The sequence below is a fragment of the Kitasatospora sp. NPDC017646 genome (assembly GCF_044329365.1).
GTDB lineage: Bacteria > Actinomycetota > Actinomycetes > Streptomycetales > Streptomycetaceae > Kitasatospora.
The window spans coordinates 55345-70008 of the sequence record NZ_JBIRJC010000022.1; the positions used below are offsets into that span (position 1 = coordinate 55345).

A 14664-nucleotide genomic window follows, 5' to 3' on the forward strand; every position below is an offset into this window, starting at 1 on the left:
GCTACTCCTGGGGAAGGAGCGCGTAGTGGTAAGTGTGACTGGTCGTGAAGCCGAGTCCGTCATAGAGCGCGATCGCACCGTCGTTCTCCGCCTCGACCTGGAGGTACGCGCCGCTCGCCCCCTCCTCCGCCGCGCGGGCGGCGAGCACCGCCATGACCGTCGTCGCCAGCCCGGCCCGCCGGGCGTACGGCTGCACCTCGATCGCACCGAAGCAGGCCCACGGGCCGTCGATCACGCAGCGTCCGATCGCCAGCGGGGGCTGTCCGGGGGCGCCGGGCACGGAGGCGAACCAGACCGACGGGCCGCCGTGCAGCACCTGCCGGGCCGCCGCCTCCACGGCCGGGTCCGCGCTCATCCGGCGGTACAGCGACATCCAGTCGGCGTCCGCCGCGCGGGAGAGCCGTACCCTCCCGTGCCCGGAGCCCGCCCGGGCGACCGCGGCCAGCGGGGCGGTGCGCACCAGGGTGGGCGCGTACCCGGCGCCGAGCCGGTCGAGTTCGGCGCGCAGGTCCTCGGGCGAGCCGGGGGTGATCACCTCGACGTACGCGGGCAGTCCGCGCGCCGCGTACCAGGCCCGCAGGGCGGCCAGCGCCCTCGGCAGCGGCAGTCCCGGGTCGCCGAGCGCCTGGGCGGAGTTGGCCCGCCGGGTGAATCCGGCCGCGGCGCGCAGGGTCCACTCGCCGAGCGGCTCCTGCTCGACGGCCGGCCAGCCCCGCCCGGCGATCCGCTGCAGCTCGACCGCAGTGGCGGCGGGCAGCGGCGCCCGCCGGGCCGGGAACGGCGGCACGACCTTGCCCGCGACCAGCAGTTTCTCCGGGAAGGCGACCGGCCCGCCCGAGCGCGGCTCGACCACCAGTCCTCGATCGTCCCACGATGTGAGCACGCCGATCACATCACGGAACACCGGGCGGTCGTCCACGAACTCCGAGAGTCGTCGCACGGACACGCGAAGTCCCACGTCAGAGCGATCTATCCGGACTTCCGGACGGCTCTCCAGCGGGTCTCGGGTCATGATCCGGCCACCTCCTGTGCATTTGCGGTCCCCGACCCGCGATACTAGGGGCGGGCATCGACGACGCCGCGCTCACCGCGCACGCGAGCAGAACAGAACGGGCCGCCAGGCCCTTCCGAGGAGGAACGACAGCGTGACCTACGTCATCGCGCAGCCTTGTGTCGACGTGAAGGACAAGGCGTGCATCGAAGAGTGCCCGGTTGACTGCATCTACGAGGGCCAGCGTTCCCTCTACATCCACCCGGATGAGTGTGTCGACTGTGGTGCTTGCGAGCCGGTCTGCCCGGTCGAGGCGATCTTCTACGAGGACGACACTCCGGAGGAGTGGAAGGACTACTACAAGGCGAACGTCGAGTTCTTCGACGACCTGGGTTCGCCCGGTGGCGCCTCGAAGCTCGGCCTGATCGAGCGGGACCACCCGTTCATCGCGGCGCTGCCGCCGCAGAACGCCGACCACTGACGATCGGTGGCTACTGAGCTGTGAGCACGAACAGCACGCGCGCGCCGTTCCCGGGTCACCCGGGGGCGGCGCGCCGCGTTTCCGACCGGCTGCCCGTCTTCCCCTGGGACAAGCTGGAGCCCTACAAGGCCACCGCCCTCGCCCACCCCGGCGGCCTCTGCGACTTCTCCGTCGGCACCCCCGTCGACCCGGTCCCCGAGGTGATCCAGAAGGCGCTGGCCGCACACACCGACACCCCCGGCTACCCGACCGTCTGGGGACCGCTGGAGCTGCGCGAGGCGATCGCCGGCTGGCTGCACCGCCGCTGCGGCGCCGAGGTCGGCCCCCGGGCCGTCCTGCCGACCGTCGGCTCCAAGGAGCTGGTGGCCTCGCTGCCGACCCAGCTCGGCCTCGGCCCGGGCGACCAGGTCGCCTACCCGCGGCTGGCCTACCCGACCTACGAGGTGGGCGCCCGGCTGTGCGGCGCCGAGGCGGTCGAGTACGACTCGGTGGACGAGCTGGACGGCTCCCGGGTGCGCCTGCTCTGGGTGAACTCGCCGTCCAACCCGACCGGCCGAGTGCTCGGCGCGGACGAGTTGCGCCGCGCCGTCGAGTGGGCCCGGGAGCACCGGGTGCTGCTGGTCAGCGACGAGTGCTACTTCGAGCTGGGCTGGGAGGCCGAGCCGGTCTCCGTCCTGCACCCGGACGTCTGCGGGGACGACCACGAGGGCCTGCTGGCGGTCCACTCGCTCTCCAAGCGCTCCAACCTGGCCGGCTACCGCGCCTCCTTCGTGGCGGGCGACCCGGTGGTGGTGGCGGAGCTGCTGGGGCTGCGCAAGCACGGCGGCATGATCGTGCCGGCGCCCGTCCAGGCGGCGACGATCGCGGCGCTGACGGACGACGCCCACGTGGCCGAGCAGCGGGAGCGGTACGCGGCCCGGCGCTCGGCGCTGCGGGCGGCGCTGGAGGCGTACGGTTTCCGCGTCGAGCACTCCGAGGCGAGCCTGTACCTGTGGGCGACCCAGGACCGCCCGTGCTGGGAGACCGTGGCCGAACTGGCCGGGCTGGGCATCCTGGTGGCGCCCGGTGACTTCTACGGGCCGTCCGGCGACCGCTTCGTCCGGGTCGCGTTCACCGCGACCGACGAGCGGGTCGCCGCGGCCGTGGAGCGGTTGACCGCGGCGCGCTGACGACAGGCCGAAGGGGCCGGTGCTTAGAGCGCCGGCCCCTTCGGCTCACCCGGAAGGGTTACAGCGGCAGGCCGTTGAGGTTGCCGCCGTTCACGCCGTGCAGCAGGCCGCCGACCGGGCCGAGCATGCCGGTCAGGCCGGAGAGCGGGTTGTTCGGGCCGAGGTCGGCGCCGCCGAGCCGGTTGGCCGAGCCGTGCTCCGCGAGGCCCAGGACGTCAGTGGCGGGCAGGCCGCCGGGCAGCGTGTGCTCGACCGGGCCGAGCGGCAGGGCGCGGTCCACCGCGCCGGTCGGCAGCGCGTCGGTGACGGTGTTGGTGCCGGGGACGGCGCCGGAGAGCTTGTCGGCGCCGGGCAGGCCCTGGGTGAGCGCGCCGGTCTGGGCGAGCCCGCCGACGGTGTCGGCGGTGGCGCTGCGGGTGCCCGCGCCCTTGCCGGTGACGGCCTCGCCGAGCTTGCCGGCCAGGGTTGAGGCGACCTTCGGGGTGACGCCGGAGAGCTGGCCGGTGGTGGCCGCGGTCTGGTCGACCGGGGCGGTGAGCGAGCTGGCCTTCTCGTTCGCCTCGGGGAGCTGGTGAGCGACGATGTTGCCCGCGGCGTCGGCGGAGGCCGGCACGCCCGCGGCGACGGTGGCCGCACCGGTGGCGCCGGCCGCCTGGCCGAGCTGGTGGGTGGTGTGCTGCAGGGTGGAACCGGTGTCGGTGTTGGTCAGCTGGCCCAGCGGCGCCGCGAGGTCGCTCTTGGGAAGCAGGGCGTCCCCGCCCAGGGCGGACGCGGAGCCGGCCGCGACCAGCGGGGTCGCTCCGGCCGCCACGACGAGCGCGGCCTGGGCGATCCGGCGCGTGAGGGGGTGAGACATGGGGCTCCTCAGGGGTCTGGGTCCGTCCCGTCCGCCGGGTGGACGATCCGGGCGTGGACGGGACCTGGCGGACGACGTTGTTACCGCTTGAGGAGCCAGAAGGTTTCGGCCCGGGCGGGAAAGTGCCTGGCCGATGATCGGATCGTATGACCGCAGCAAGGACGCCCCCCCGGGTCCGTCGGACGGCGCCCGACCGGCTCCGGACAAGGGAAGTGACGGTTCGCCACCCCGGTTCGCCGGAACGGGCGGCCGGTCCACCGGGGTTGACCGGAATCACCCGTCCGGCGGCAACCCGAACGACTGTGCGTCAGCCCTTGCCGGACGGCGCCAGGGTGACCTGGACGAGCTTGGTCGACGTCCCCGAGGTCTGGGTCTGCCAGCCGTCCTCGGACTCGGTCTTGCGCCAGATCTTCCCGTCGTAGGCGACCGTCGCGATGCCCAGCTGCTGCGCCTGGGCGACCGCCCAGTGGGCCACCTCCCAGCCGCTGGTCCGCTCGGCGCTCGCCCCGGCGTCGGCCCCGGAGTCCGCCGAGGAGGTGAGCGCGGCGGTGGCCGGGTCCGGGGTCAGCGCGACGGCGTTCTGGGCGCCCTTTATCGTCGAGGCGTAGCCGACGGCCGGGGTGACGGTCCGGCCGAACTCCCGGCGCACCCGGTCCGACAGCACCTGGGTGCGATCCGGCAGCGCGACCGGAACCGCCGAGGCGCCCGCGCTCGGCGAGGGCGAGTCCGCCGGGTCCGGCTTGGCGTAGTCGTGCACCACGCAGTTGAACGAGGCGGGCTCGCGGCCGGCCAGTGCCGAGGTGAGCAGCGTCGCCTTGGTCTCGTGCTTGGCGTACGCCTGGGGGTAGCCGCTCTTCTGCACCGCCTGGGCCGCGTCGGTCAGCGGCATCCGGGTGTAGCCCGGGACCTTCACCAGACCGTCCAGGAACTTGTTGGTCGCGTAGACCGGGTCGGCGATCTGGTCCGGGGTGCCCCAGCCCATCGAGGGCCGCTGCTGGAACAGGCCGATCGAGTCCCGGTCACCGCCCGCGAGGTTGCGCAGCTTGGACTCCTGCATCGCGGTCGCCAGCGAGATCGCGGTCGCCCGGTCCGGCAGCCCGCGCGAACGCGCCACGGCGGCGATCGTCGCGGCGTTGGCGGCCTGCGGCAACTCCAGCGTGCCGCTGCCGGCCGCCGTCTTCACGGTGCACTCCTCCGAGGCGCCCTGCCGGAACCCGAACCACCAGATCCCGACCACGGCCAGGCCCGCGACCATCGCCAGACCGAGCAGTCCGACCAGCACGAGCAGCAGCGCGCGCACCGGGCCGCGGCGGCGGGGCGCCGCATCGTCGCCCGGCTCCTCGCCCAGCTCCTCGCTGTGCCTTCTCCTGGCCACCCTCGCCCCTCTCATGCCCGGCTTCTTGATCCGACACCGTACCCACTCGGACGGGTGTACGGCGCACTCCGGTTGCCGATCCCGGGGCGTCCCGCGTCACAGCACGACCACACAGGGCACACGGCCACGCGACTAGGCTGGCGCCATGAGCAGCCCGAACCCGACGCCTCTGGACCTGACCCTCGACGGTGGCACGCTGACCGCCCGCCTCGTCGACTTCCCCTCGGTGAGCGGCGACGAGCAGGCGCTCGCCGACGCCGTCGAGGCCGCCCTGCGCGGCTACCCGCACCTGACCGTGGACCGCTACGGCAACAACGTGGTGGCCCGGACGAACCTGGGTCGAGCCGAGCGCGTCGTGCTGGCCGGCCACCTGGACACCGTACCGATCGCCGACAACCTGCCGTCGTACGTCGAGGGCGACCTGCTCTACGGCTGCGGCACCTCGGACATGAAGTCCGGCGTGGCCGTCGCGCTGCGGCTCGCCGCCACCCTGACCGAGCCCAACCGCGACCTCACCTACGTGTTCTACGACTGCGAGGAGGTGGAGGCCCACCGCAACGGCCTCGGCCACCTCGCCAAGGACCGTCCGGAGTGGCTGGCCGCCGACTTCGCGGTGCTGATGGAGCCCAGCGGGGCCACGGTCGAGGGCGGCTGCCAGGGCACCCTGCGGGCGCAGGTCCGGCTCACCGGCGTGCGTGCCCACTCGGCCCGCAGCTGGCTCGGCGACAACGCCATCCACCACGCCGCCGAGGTGCTCACCCGGCTCGCGGCGTACGAGCCCCGCCGGGTGGAGATCGACGGCCTGGAGTACCGCGAGGGCCTCAACGCGGTGCGGATCGACGGCGGCGTGGCCGGCAACGTGATCCCGGACGAGTGCGTGATCACCATCAACTTCCGCTACGCGCCCGACCGCGGCGAGGCCGAGGCGGAGAAGCACGTCCGCGAGGTCTTCGACGGCTTCGAGCTGACCGTCACCGACTTCGCCCCCGGCGCCCTCCCCGGTCTCGCCCAGCCCGCCGCGAAGGCCTTCCTGGCGGCCACCGGCGGCCGGGCCCGCGCCAAGTTCGGCTGGACCGACGTGGCCCGGTTCAGCGCGCTCGGGATCCCGGCGGTCAACTACGGCCCCGGTGACCCGAACTTCGCCCACAAGCGGGACGAGCACTGCTCGCTGACCGCCATCGCCGAGACCGAGGACCGGCTGCGCGCCTGGCTGACCAGCTGAATCGAAAGCGGTCGGGACCGATCGAACCGGGGGTCGGGCCGGCGGTCGAACGCCACCTTCCGGTTGCCCAACCGACCTTCCCCCGTTGCCTGAAAACGGGGGAAGGCGGGCGTAGGGTTTCGTCATGACAGGCACAGGAGACGACAAGCACTACGGTCACGGCCCCGAGCAGGTCGGCGTGCCGCGGAAGAAGAAGGCCTGGCCCGAGAAGCAGAAGGGCCCGGTGCTGGTGCGCCGGGACCAGGTCGGCACCAGCACCACGGACCAGCGACTGCTGGACACCACCGGTCCCACCGACTGGCTGCACACCGACCCCTGGCGGGTGCTGCGGATCACCTCCGAGTTCGTCGAGGGCTTCGGCGCCCTCGCCGAACTCCCGCCCGCCGTCAGCGTCTTCGGCTCGGCCCGGACCCCGGCCGGCTCGCCCGAGTACGAGGCCGGGACGGCGATCGGCCGGGCCCTCGCCGAGGCCGGCTACGCGGTGATCACCGGCGGCGGCCCGGGCGCGATGGAGGCCGCCAACCGCGGCGCCTCGGAGGCCGGCGGCCTCAGCGTCGGGCTCGGCATCGAGCTGCCCTTCGAACAGGGCCTCAACGAGTTCGTCGACCTCGGGCTGAACTTCCGTTACTTCTTCGTCCGCAAGACGATGTTCGTCAAGTACGCGCAGGGCTTCGTGGTCCTGCCCGGCGGGCTCGGCACCCTGGACGAGCTGTTCGAGGCGCTCACCCTGGTGCAGACGAAGAAGGTCACCCGCTTCCCGGTGATCCTCTACGGCAGCGCCTACTGGGGCGGCCTCTACGAGTGGCTGAAGAACACCCTGGTCGCGCAGGGCAAGGCGGCCCCGCAGGACCTGGAGCTGTTCCACATCACCGACGAGGTCGACGAGGTGCTGAAGATCCTCGCCGAAGCCCGTCGGCCCGTGAACGAGATCTAGCGCGGGCGGGCCGGGCGCCATCGGGGAGCGCCCCGGGGCGGGCCGAGCGCGGTGGAGATCCCTACGCCAGCCCCCGGCGGGCGACCGCCGGGGGGCGGGTGCCCCGGATCGAGGCGACCATGTCCAGCACCTGGCGGGTCTCCTCGACCTGGTGCACCCGGTACACCTGGGCGCCCAGCCAGGCCGAGACCGCGGTGGTGGCCAGGGTGCCGAGCAGCCGCTCGTTCAACGGCCGGTCCAGGGTCTCGCCGACGAAGTCCTTGTTGGAGAGCGAGACCAGCACCGGGAAGCCGGTCGCGGTCATCTCCGGCAGCCGCCGGGTGGCCTCCAGCGAGTGCCGGGTGTTCTTGCCGAAGTCGTGCCCCGGGTCGATGATCACCGAGTCCCGGCGGACGCCCAGCTCCACCGCCCGCTCGGCGAGTCCCACGGTGACGCGCAGGATGTCCGCCATCACGTCCTCGTAGCCGACCCGGTGCGGCCGGGTGCGCGGCTCGGCACCGCCCGCGTGGGTGCAGACCAGCCCGGCGTCGTGGCGGGCGGCCACCTCGGCGAGCTTGGGGTCCACCCCGCCCCAGGCGTCGTTCAGCAGGTCCGCGCCCACCTCGCAGACGGCGTCGCCGACCTCGTGCCGCCAGGTGTCGACGCTGATCACCGCGTCGGGGTGGCGCTTGCGCAGCTCGGCCACGAAGGGCACGGTGCGCCGCAGCTCCTCCTCGACCGTGACCTCGTCGCCCGGGCCGGCCTTCACCCCGCCGATGTCCAGGATCGCCGCGCCCTCGGCCATCGCGCGGTCGGCGGCGGCGAACGCGGCCTCGTCGGCGAAGGTCGCGCCCTTGTCGAAGAACGAGTCCGGAGTCCGGTTCACGATCGCCATGATCACCAGCTCGTCGTCACCGAATTCGCGCGGTCCCAGGCGCAGTGCCACCGATGTCTCCTCCTCGGCTCCTACGGGTGCGATGATGGCCCCCGGCCTCACTAGGGACCATGCTGTCATGATCAGCCCGGTTCCCTGGCACCTCGGAGGAGGCCGACCGGGAGTTCGGGAGGACAGCTCGTGTTCTGGGTGATCGTGGTCGCCATGGCCGTGGTGGTCGGCGGCGCCGCGCTGGTGGCGCTCGGCGGGGGCGGCTCGATGCCGGAGGCGGTGCCGGACCGCATCGCCGCGCGGCTGCCGCGGGACCGCCCGCTGAACAAGACGGACGTCGACGACCTGCGCCTGCCGATGGCCGTGCGCGGCTACCGGATGGACGAGGTGGACGACGTCCTGGACCGCCTCGGCGCCGAACTCGCCTACCGCGACTCGCGGATCGCCGAACTGGAGGCCGACGCCCACCTGCGCGGCGCGGTCGAGGCCACCACCGCCCCCGACCCGGCCGCCGAACCGCTGCCCGGTCTGGAGTCCTTCGCCCAGGTGGTCGAGCCCGCCGTCGCGCTCGTCAAGAAGCCGGCCCCCGAGGACGCGAAGCCGGTGAAGGACCAGTGACCGAGGCCTCCCACGGCGCCGTCCTCGGCGCGGACGGCCTGCGCCGCTGCGGCTGGGGCGACTCCACCGACGACTACCGCGTCTACCACGACACCGAGTGGGGCCGCCCGGTGCACGGCGACGACGCGCTGTTCGAGCGGGTCTGCCTGGAGGCCTTCCAGTCCGGCCTGTCCTGGCTGACCATCCTGCGCCGCCGGGAGGGCTTCCGGGCCGCGTTCGCCGGCTTCGAGATCGGCAAGGTCGCCGAGTTCGGCGAGGCCGACAAGGACCGGCTGCTCGCCGACACCGGCATCATCCGCAACCGGGCCAAGATCGAGGCGGCGATCGCCAACGCCCGGGTCGCCCGCGACCTGGACGGCGGACTGGACGCGCTGATCTGGCGGTTCGCCGCCGACCCGGACCGGCCGGCCCCCCGCACGCTGGGCGAGGTGCCGGCCGTCACCCCCGAGTCGACGGCGCTGGCGAAGGCGCTGAAGAAGGAGGGCTTCCGCTTCGTCGGCCCGACCACCGCCTACGCCCTGATGCAGGCCTGCGGCCTGGTCGACGACCACCTGGCGGACTGCCACGTCCGCACCGGCGGTCACGTCCGCACCGGCGGCCGGAAACGGTAGGCGTCAGCGCCCGAGGTACTTCGGCTTCTCCTTGGCGATGAACGCGCGCACCGCGATCAGGTGGTCCTCGCTCTCCCCGGCCATGGTCTGCAGCTCGTCCTCCTTGTCGAGCAGTTCGTCCAGCGAGTGCGAAGTGCCGTACGCCAGCGACTCCTTGACGGCGCCGTAGGCCACCGTCGGGCCCTCGGCCAGCTCGCGGGCGAACACCCTTGCGGTGGCGGCGAGTTCGTCGGCCGGCACGACCTTGGTGGCCAGGCCGAGCTCCATCGCCTCGGCGGCCTTGACCGTCCGGGGCAGCATCAGCAGCTCGGTGGCCTTGGCGTGCCCGACCAGCCGGGGCAGCGTCCAGGACGCGCCGGAGTCGGCGGTCAGGCCGATCCCGGCGAAGGCGGTGTTGAAGCCGGCCCGGTCGGACAGGATCCGGAAGTCGCAGGCGAAGGCGAGCGAGGCGCCCGCCCCGGCCGCCACCCCGCCGACCGCGGCGACGGTCGGCTTGCGCATCCCGGCCAGCGCGCGGGTCAGCGGGTTGTAGTGCTCGGCGACGGTCCGCAGCGCGCCCTCGCCGGTCTCCTCGAACCTCTTCAGCAGCGCCAGGTGCTCGTTGAGGTCCTGCCCGACGCAGAAGGCCCGCTCGCCCGCGCCGGTCAGCAGCACCGCCCGCACGGCAGGGTCCCCGGCGGCCTCGGTCACGGTGTCGCGCAGCGCCACCTTGGTGGCGACGTCCAGGGCGTTCATCGCCTCCGGGCGGTTGATGGTGATGACGGCCAGGCCGCCGTCCAGCTCGTACAGCACGGAATCCGACATGGGCGAGGGCTCCCTCGGTGATCGTCGCGTGGGTGGTGGTGCCAGGATGCCGGAGCACGGGCCGGGCTGGGGAGTGTGAGCTATCGCACCTTCCGGCCGTTCCGCAAGCGCCGCCACGCCGGGGCTTATGACGCCAATTGCGGTGGTTGCGGCCGGTCCGGCCGTGGTTGCACCGAGAGTGATGTTGGTCATCAGGCCGTGGCATGCGGGATAATGGCTTCCGATCAATGCGTTCGATACCGGCGGTGGACGGACTGCCGGTGCGTAGCTGAGCGGTTGCAGGAAGGGGAACGAGCATGGCGGCCATGAAGCCGCGGACGGGTGACGGCCCGCTCGAAGTCACCAAAGAGGGGCGGGGCATCATCATGCGCGTTCCGCTCGAAGGCGGCGGACGCCTCGTGGTGGAGCTCACGCCTGACGAGGCCAAAGCCCTGGGCGATGCCCTGATGGAGGTCACCGGCTGACCGCAGCGGGTGCTCGTCGTCTCCTGGAGACGTACCGCCGGGCCCGGGCACGACGTCATGTCGGCCCGGGCCCGCGCGTTCTCCCGGAGGGCGCGCGGGCACGTGGTCCCGGGGGTCGCCCCTAGCGCTTGACGGCGCAGAGCAGCCCGTCCGAGACCGGCAGCAGTGCGGGCAGCAGCGCCTCGCTCTCCCGCACGTCCCGGACCAGGTCCCGCACGGCGCCGGTCTGCGGGTCCTGCAGCTCCGGCTCGGCGAGGCGGCCCTCCTGGAAGACCCCCTCGAAGCAGACCATCCCGCCCGGCCGCAGCAGCCGCAGCGACTCCAGCAGGTACTCGCGCGACTCGGCCGGGTCCCCGTCGCAGAACACCAGGTCGTACTGGCCGTCGGCGAGCCGGGGGAGCACCTCCAGGGCCCGGCCCGGTATGAACCGCGAGCGGTTGGCCGCGAACCCGGCCGCCTGGTAGGCCTCGCGGGCCAGTTGCTGGCGCACCGGCTCCGAGTCCACCGTGGTGAGCACGCCGTCCGGCCGCATCCCGCGCAGCAGGTAGACCCCGGACACCCCGGTGCCGGTGCCGATCTCGGCCACTGCCTTGGCGTCCAGCGCCGCGGCCAGCAGCCGCAGGCACGCCCCGCCGCTCGGCCCGATGGCCCGTATGCCGGTGCGCGCGGACTGCGCCCGGGCGTAGGTCAGCACCGCGTCCTCGCCCACGTAGGTGTCGGCGAGGGCCGCGCGCGCGGGCCCGAACTCGCTGATGGCTGCCTCTTTCGGAGCCCCGGGTGGAGGCCCGGCGCGGGGGGATGTCGATATTTCCTGCCACAGATTACTGGCCGGGCGGGAACCGCGTACGGCGGCGGGCCGTTGTCACTGACGACCGGGCGCACAAGACCTCCCGGGCACTTTTATCCGGGCTTGACGGGTGAGGTGGATATGGTGGTGGCCCTGCTGGGCAGAAGAGCCGACCGAGGAGGTGTGGCCGAGGGCGACGTCCCTGTGCGGCGGCACTTCCGCGGCACCGCGTCGGCCCGTACGCCGAAGCCCGTGATGAACCAGCCTGCGCACTCCGACCTGGACCAGCCCGCCGCCGAGACGTCGGCCGCCGGTACCACCGAGGCCCCTGTCCTCGCGACCTTCGCCGAAGGTCCCGACGCGCAGACCTGGACCCCTCCCACGTGGGAGGAGATCGTCGAGGCCCACAGCGCCCGCGTCTACCGCCTCGCCTACCGTCTGACGGGCAACCAGCACGACGCCGAGGACCTCACTCAGGAGGTCTTCGTCCGGGTGTTCCGTTCGCTGTCCACCTACACCCCCGGCACGTTCGAGGGCTGGCTGCACCGGATCACCACCAACCTGTTCCTGGACATGGTCCGCCGCCGCCAGCGCATCCGCTTCGACGCGCTCGGCGAGGACGCGGCCGAGCGGCTCGCCTCCCGTGAGCCCAGCCCGGCCCAGCACTTCAGCGACACCCACTTCGACGCCGACGTGCAGCAGGCCCTGGACACCCTCGCCCCGGAGTTCCGCGCCGCCGTGGTGCTCTGCGACATCGAGGGCCTGTCCTACGAGGAGATCGCCGCCACGCTGGGCGTCAAGCTCGGTACCGTCCGCAGCCGCATCCACCGCGGCCGCTCCCACCTGCGCGCCGCGCTCAAGCACCGCGCCCCCGGCTCGATGCCGGGCCGCGAGCGCCGCGGCGGCTCGGAGGAGCCGGTGCCGGTCGGCGCCGTCGCCGAGGCCGCGGCCGCACCGGGCGGGCGCGGACGGAGGCGATCGTGAGCGGAACCAGCCGGTCCGGTCCGGACCGTTCGGATGCGTCCGAACGGTCCTCGGCCTGGCGGGGCTGGGCCCTGCCGGGCCGCCGCGGCGCCGGGGATCCGGCGGGTGACGAACCCGGTGACCCCCTGCTGCCCGCCGCCCCGCTGCCCGCCGACACGACGATGCGCGCGGTGCCCGTACGGCCCGCCGAACCCGCGGCCGAGGAACACCACCTCGGCGACCGGCTGTCCTCCTTCCTGGACGGCGAACTCGGCCACGACTCCCGCGAGCGGGTGCTGGCCCACCTGGCGACCTGCCCGCAGTGCAAGGCCGAGGCCGACGAGGGCCGGTCGGTCAAGCACCTGCTGACCCGCACCGACACCCCCGGCCCCTCCTCCGCGCTGATGGCCCGGCTGATGGCCGTCGGCAGCCTGCCGGAGGACGCCCCGGCGGACGGCGACTGGCCGCGCGGGCGCGGACGCGACGACGACGACCTGCCCGGTGGCGGGGGCCCCGCCACCGGCACCTTCGGCGGCAGTCGGCTCACCGGCGGCTCCTTCGGCCGCGGCGCCGGCGCCTCCTTCGGCGCGGGCGCGCTCGGCGCCGGCACCCCGGTGCCCGGGATCGACCCGCGCGCCTTCGGCCGCGGCTCGGTGCTGCGGCCGCTGATGGGGCGGCGCACCGCCCGTCCCGAGGCCGCTGCCCGGCCGCAGCCCGCCGTGGCCGCCGTCCGCCCCCCGGCGGCCCGCGGACGCCGGCTGGTGTTCGCCGCCGCGGGCGCGTTCTCGGTCGCCGCGGTGACCCTCGGCGGCGTCGGCGGGCTCACCCAGGGCGACGAGCAGCACGGCACCTCGGTCAGCCCGGTCGGCGGCAGCGGCACCAGCGGCCGCACCGGCCTGGTCCCGATGACCGCGCAGGTCCCGGTGGACTTCCCGGGCCGCCCGGTGGCCGCGAACCGCGACGCGAACCCGTCCACGTCCCCGGAGCGCTTCCCGGGCAACATCGCCGCCCTGCGCCAGCAGATCCGCTAGGGCCGTCCGGCAGGATCCGCCGGACAGGCCCTGGCGCACCGCCCTTGCCCCGCCACCGGCTGGTCTTTACCACGGCTTCATCCCGCTGTGGACCAGGGACTCGCCGGTGGCCATTACCCTGTAGGGACCGTCGTCCGACGAGCTAGGGAGCAAAGGTTGTTCAGCGATGTAGGTGGGCTGGAGATCCTGACCCTGATCGTGATGGCGATCATCATCTTCGGCCCGGACAAGCTGCCGAAGCTGATCCAGGACACCATGGGCTTCATCCGGAAGATCCGTTCCTTCGCCGACAGCGCGAAGGAGGACATCCGCAGCGAGCTGGGCCCGGAGTTCAAGGACTTCGAGTTCGAGGACCTCAACCCGAAGACCTTCGTCCGCAAGCAGCTGATGGGCGACGACCAGGACCCGCTGGGCCTGAAGGACATGAAGGAGTCGCTCGACATCCGCTCCGTCCTGGACGACAAGCCCGCGGCGCCGGTGAACGGCCGGGCGGGCAGCGTGAGTTTCGAGAAGGCCGCCCCGGCGCCCGCCTCCGCCGGAGCCCCCCTGCAGCCCGGCGAGCGGCCCCCGTTCGACCCCGACGCCACCTGAGCCCACCGGGCGCGGACCCGCCGCCGCCCCGCCCGGCCGCCCGGCTGAGCGGGGCGGCGGCGTGCGCGCCGCTATTGTGCTGATTGTTCCCGCTGAGCCGTCCGTCACATCCGCGTCCGCGCGGACCAGGAACGGCCCCCGGGGACGCCGAGGTACGCCACCATGGGAGCGCGCCACGGCAGGCACACGTGCGTTTGAGGAGGCCCGGGGATGGACGCGACGAGTCAGGCGGGAGGGGCGACGGCCACGGCCGGCGGCCCGGTGGTCGGCGGGCAGGCCGGCCCGGCGGACCCGCTGCTGCCCTACCTGTCCGCCGACTTCCCCTGGTACGGCCTGGACGAGGGCTGGACCGGCCGCCGCTTCCTGATGCAGGCCGGAGCCGGAGGCCACCGCGCCGGAGCGGCCGGCGTCGACTACGGCACCCTCGGCCACGGCGACGAGCCGGCCAGGCAGTACGAGCCGCGCGACGTCCGGAAGTTCGCCGTCGTGGTCACCGTCGCCCGCCGGGACAGCCGCCGCAGCGCCGACAACACCGGCACGCTGGAGGCGACCTCCGCCTCCTCCGCCGCCTGGCTGGCCGGCTCCGGGCTGCTCGCCGCGACCTGGCCCGGCCAGCTGGACCGGACGCTGCGCCAGGACTGGCTGGACCAGCAGAGCACCCTCGCGTGGGACCTCGCCGACGACCTGGCCGGTCCCGGCTGGTCCACCCTGAGCCTGCCGGTCAACGGCCTGCCGCAGACCTTCCGCTACCGCGAGTCCGAGTACGGCTGGGTGCTCGCGGGCGAGGCCCCCGGGGTGCTGCTCGGCGCCTTCGGCCGGGGCGTCAGCGCCTACGGCATCGGCTTCTCCACCGTCCCGGACCTGGTCTCCTACGCCCGGCCGTAGCGGCCGCGCAAACGCCG

17 protein-coding genes are annotated in these 14664 nt (G+C 73.7%); 11 read left to right on the forward strand and 6 right to left on the reverse strand.

The window, feature by feature from the left end:
• Position 1 precedes the first annotated feature (1 nt).
• Positions 2 to 1012: a GNAT family N-acetyltransferase gene (locus tag ACH4J0_RS28695; RefSeq protein WP_396243518.1), complete on the reverse strand. Its 1011-nt coding sequence runs from the start codon at positions 1010 to 1012 to the stop codon at positions 2 to 4.
• Between the two features lie 133 nt (positions 1013 to 1145).
• Here ACH4J0_RS28695 and fdxA point away from each other — a divergent pair, with 133 nt between their 5' ends.
• The gene (fdxA, locus tag ACH4J0_RS28700; protein WP_030287402.1) at positions 1146 to 1472 is read left to right on the forward strand and encodes a ferredoxin; all 327 of its coding nucleotides are present in this window, start codon (positions 1146 to 1148) and stop codon (positions 1470 to 1472) included.
• Between the two features lie 20 nt (positions 1473 to 1492).
• Entirely contained in the window at positions 1493 to 2641 is a 1149-nt protein-coding gene (gene dapC, locus ACH4J0_RS28705; protein ID WP_396243519.1) for a succinyldiaminopimelate transaminase, read from the forward strand.
• A 58-nt stretch (positions 2642 to 2699) separates the two neighbouring features.
• Here the strand turns inward: dapC and ACH4J0_RS28710 are convergent, their stop codons facing one another.
• Both ACH4J0_RS28710 and ACH4J0_RS28715 read right to left on the reverse strand, forming a co-directional pair.
• Positions 2700 to 3497, reverse strand: a complete 798-nt coding sequence (locus ACH4J0_RS28710; protein WP_396243521.1) for a hypothetical protein — start codon at positions 3495 to 3497, stop codon at positions 2700 to 2702.
• Positions 3498 to 3804: 307 nt separating this feature from the next.
• Positions 3805 to 4887 carry a hypothetical protein gene (locus ACH4J0_RS28715; protein ID WP_396243522.1) on the reverse strand — a complete coding sequence of 361 codons (1083 nt, stop codon included), beginning with the start codon at positions 4885 to 4887 and terminating at the stop codon, positions 3805 to 3807.
• Positions 4888 to 5017: 130 nt separating this feature from the next.
• Between ACH4J0_RS28715 and dapE the strand changes: the two genes are divergently transcribed.
• Entirely contained in the window at positions 5018 to 6094 is a 1077-nt protein-coding gene (gene dapE / locus ACH4J0_RS28720) for a succinyl-diaminopimelate desuccinylase (protein WP_396243523.1), read from the forward strand.
• 124 nt (positions 6095 to 6218) lie between these two features.
• On the forward strand, positions 6219 to 7028 hold the full coding sequence (locus ACH4J0_RS28725) for a TIGR00730 family Rossman fold protein (RefSeq protein WP_396243524.1): 810 nt from the start codon (positions 6219 to 6221) through the stop codon (positions 7026 to 7028).
• 61 nt (positions 7029 to 7089) lie between these two features.
• On the opposite strand, the gene folP is transcribed toward ACH4J0_RS28725, so the two are convergent.
• The gene (gene folP, locus ACH4J0_RS28730; RefSeq protein ID WP_396243571.1) at positions 7090 to 7902 is read right to left on the reverse strand and encodes a dihydropteroate synthase; all 813 of its coding nucleotides are present in this window, start codon (positions 7900 to 7902) and stop codon (positions 7090 to 7092) included.
• A gap of 180 nt (positions 7903 to 8082) precedes the next feature.
• Here folP and ACH4J0_RS28735 point away from each other — a divergent pair, with 180 nt between their 5' ends.
• A complete protein-coding gene (locus tag ACH4J0_RS28735; RefSeq protein ID WP_396243525.1) occupies positions 8083 to 8511 on the forward strand; it encodes a DivIVA domain-containing protein in 429 nt (142 codons plus the stop codon).
• Positions 8508 to 9122, forward strand: a complete 615-nt coding sequence (locus tag ACH4J0_RS28740) for a DNA-3-methyladenine glycosylase I (RefSeq protein ID WP_396243526.1) — start codon at positions 8508 to 8510, stop codon at positions 9120 to 9122. The genes ACH4J0_RS28735 and ACH4J0_RS28740 overlap by 4 nt, the downstream gene beginning before the upstream one ends.
• 3 nt (positions 9123 to 9125) lie before the next feature.
• Here ACH4J0_RS28740 and ACH4J0_RS28745 read toward each other — a convergent pair whose 3' ends face one another.
• On the reverse strand, positions 9126 to 9926 hold the full coding sequence (locus ACH4J0_RS28745; protein ID WP_396243527.1) for an enoyl-CoA hydratase/isomerase family protein: 801 nt from the start codon (positions 9924 to 9926) through the stop codon (positions 9126 to 9128).
• Between the two features lie 296 nt (positions 9927 to 10222).
• On the opposite strand from ACH4J0_RS28745, the gene ACH4J0_RS28750 reads away from it, so the two are divergent.
• Positions 10223 to 10390, forward strand: a complete 168-nt coding sequence (locus tag ACH4J0_RS28750; protein ID WP_070043274.1) for a DUF3117 domain-containing protein — start codon at positions 10223 to 10225, stop codon at positions 10388 to 10390.
• Between the two features lie 121 nt (positions 10391 to 10511).
• Here the strand turns inward: ACH4J0_RS28750 and ACH4J0_RS28755 are convergent, their stop codons facing one another.
• Entirely contained in the window at positions 10512 to 11144 is a 633-nt protein-coding gene (locus tag ACH4J0_RS28755) for an O-methyltransferase (RefSeq protein ID WP_207809516.1), read from the reverse strand.
• 288 nt (positions 11145 to 11432) lie between these two features.
• Between ACH4J0_RS28755 and sigE the strand changes: the two genes are divergently transcribed.
• The 4 genes from sigE to ACH4J0_RS28775 all read left to right on the forward strand — a co-directional run bounded on the left by sigE (position 11433) and on the right by ACH4J0_RS28775 (position 14647).
• On the forward strand, positions 11433 to 12161 hold the full coding sequence (sigE, locus tag ACH4J0_RS28760; RefSeq protein WP_396243528.1) for an RNA polymerase sigma factor SigE: 729 nt from the start codon (positions 11433 to 11435) through the stop codon (positions 12159 to 12161).
• Complete coding sequence (locus ACH4J0_RS28765; protein ID WP_396243529.1) at positions 12158 to 13171, forward strand: anti-sigma factor family protein; 1014 nt, start codon at positions 12158 to 12160, stop codon at positions 13169 to 13171. The genes sigE and ACH4J0_RS28765 overlap by 4 nt, the downstream gene beginning before the upstream one ends.
• A 156-nt stretch (positions 13172 to 13327) precedes the next feature.
• Complete coding sequence (locus ACH4J0_RS28770; RefSeq protein ID WP_396243530.1) at positions 13328 to 13762, forward strand: sec-independent translocase; 435 nt, start codon at positions 13328 to 13330, stop codon at positions 13760 to 13762.
• A 210-nt stretch (positions 13763 to 13972) separates the two neighbouring features.
• Positions 13973 to 14647: a hypothetical protein gene (locus ACH4J0_RS28775; protein WP_396243531.1), complete on the forward strand. Its 675-nt coding sequence runs from the start codon at positions 13973 to 13975 to the stop codon at positions 14645 to 14647.
• Positions 14648 to 14664 lie beyond the last annotated feature (17 nt).

Coding starts and splice junctions, on each gene's coding strand:
- ACH4J0_RS28695 (WP_396243518.1), bottom strand. CDS start 1,012: ATGACCCGAGACCCGCTGGAGAGCCGTCCGGAAGTCCGGATAGATCGC.
- ACH4J0_RS28710 (WP_396243521.1), bottom strand. CDS start 3,497: ATGTCTCACCCCCTCACGCGCCGGATCGCCCAGGCCGCGCTCGTCGTG.
- ACH4J0_RS28715 (WP_396243522.1), bottom strand. CDS start 4,887: ATGAGAGGGGCGAGGGTGGCCAGGAGAAGGCACAGCGAGGAGCTGGGC.
- dapE (WP_396243523.1), top strand. CDS start 5,018: ATGAGCAGCCCGAACCCGACGCCTCTGGACCTGACCCTCGACGGTGGC.
- ACH4J0_RS28725 (WP_396243524.1), top strand. CDS start 6,219: ATGACAGGCACAGGAGACGACAAGCACTACGGTCACGGCCCCGAGCAG.
- folP (WP_396243571.1), bottom strand. CDS start 7,902: ATGGCGATCGTGAACCGGACTCCGGACTCGTTCTTCGACAAGGGCGCG.
- ACH4J0_RS28745 (WP_396243527.1), bottom strand. CDS start 9,926: ATGTCGGATTCCGTGCTGTACGAGCTGGACGGCGGCCTGGCCGTCATC.
- ACH4J0_RS28750 (WP_070043274.1), top strand. CDS start 10,223: ATGGCGGCCATGAAGCCGCGGACGGGTGACGGCCCGCTCGAAGTCACC.
- sigE (WP_396243528.1), top strand. CDS start 11,433: ATGAACCAGCCTGCGCACTCCGACCTGGACCAGCCCGCCGCCGAGACG.
- ACH4J0_RS28775 (WP_396243531.1), top strand. CDS start 13,973: ATGGACGCGACGAGTCAGGCGGGAGGGGCGACGGCCACGGCCGGCGGC.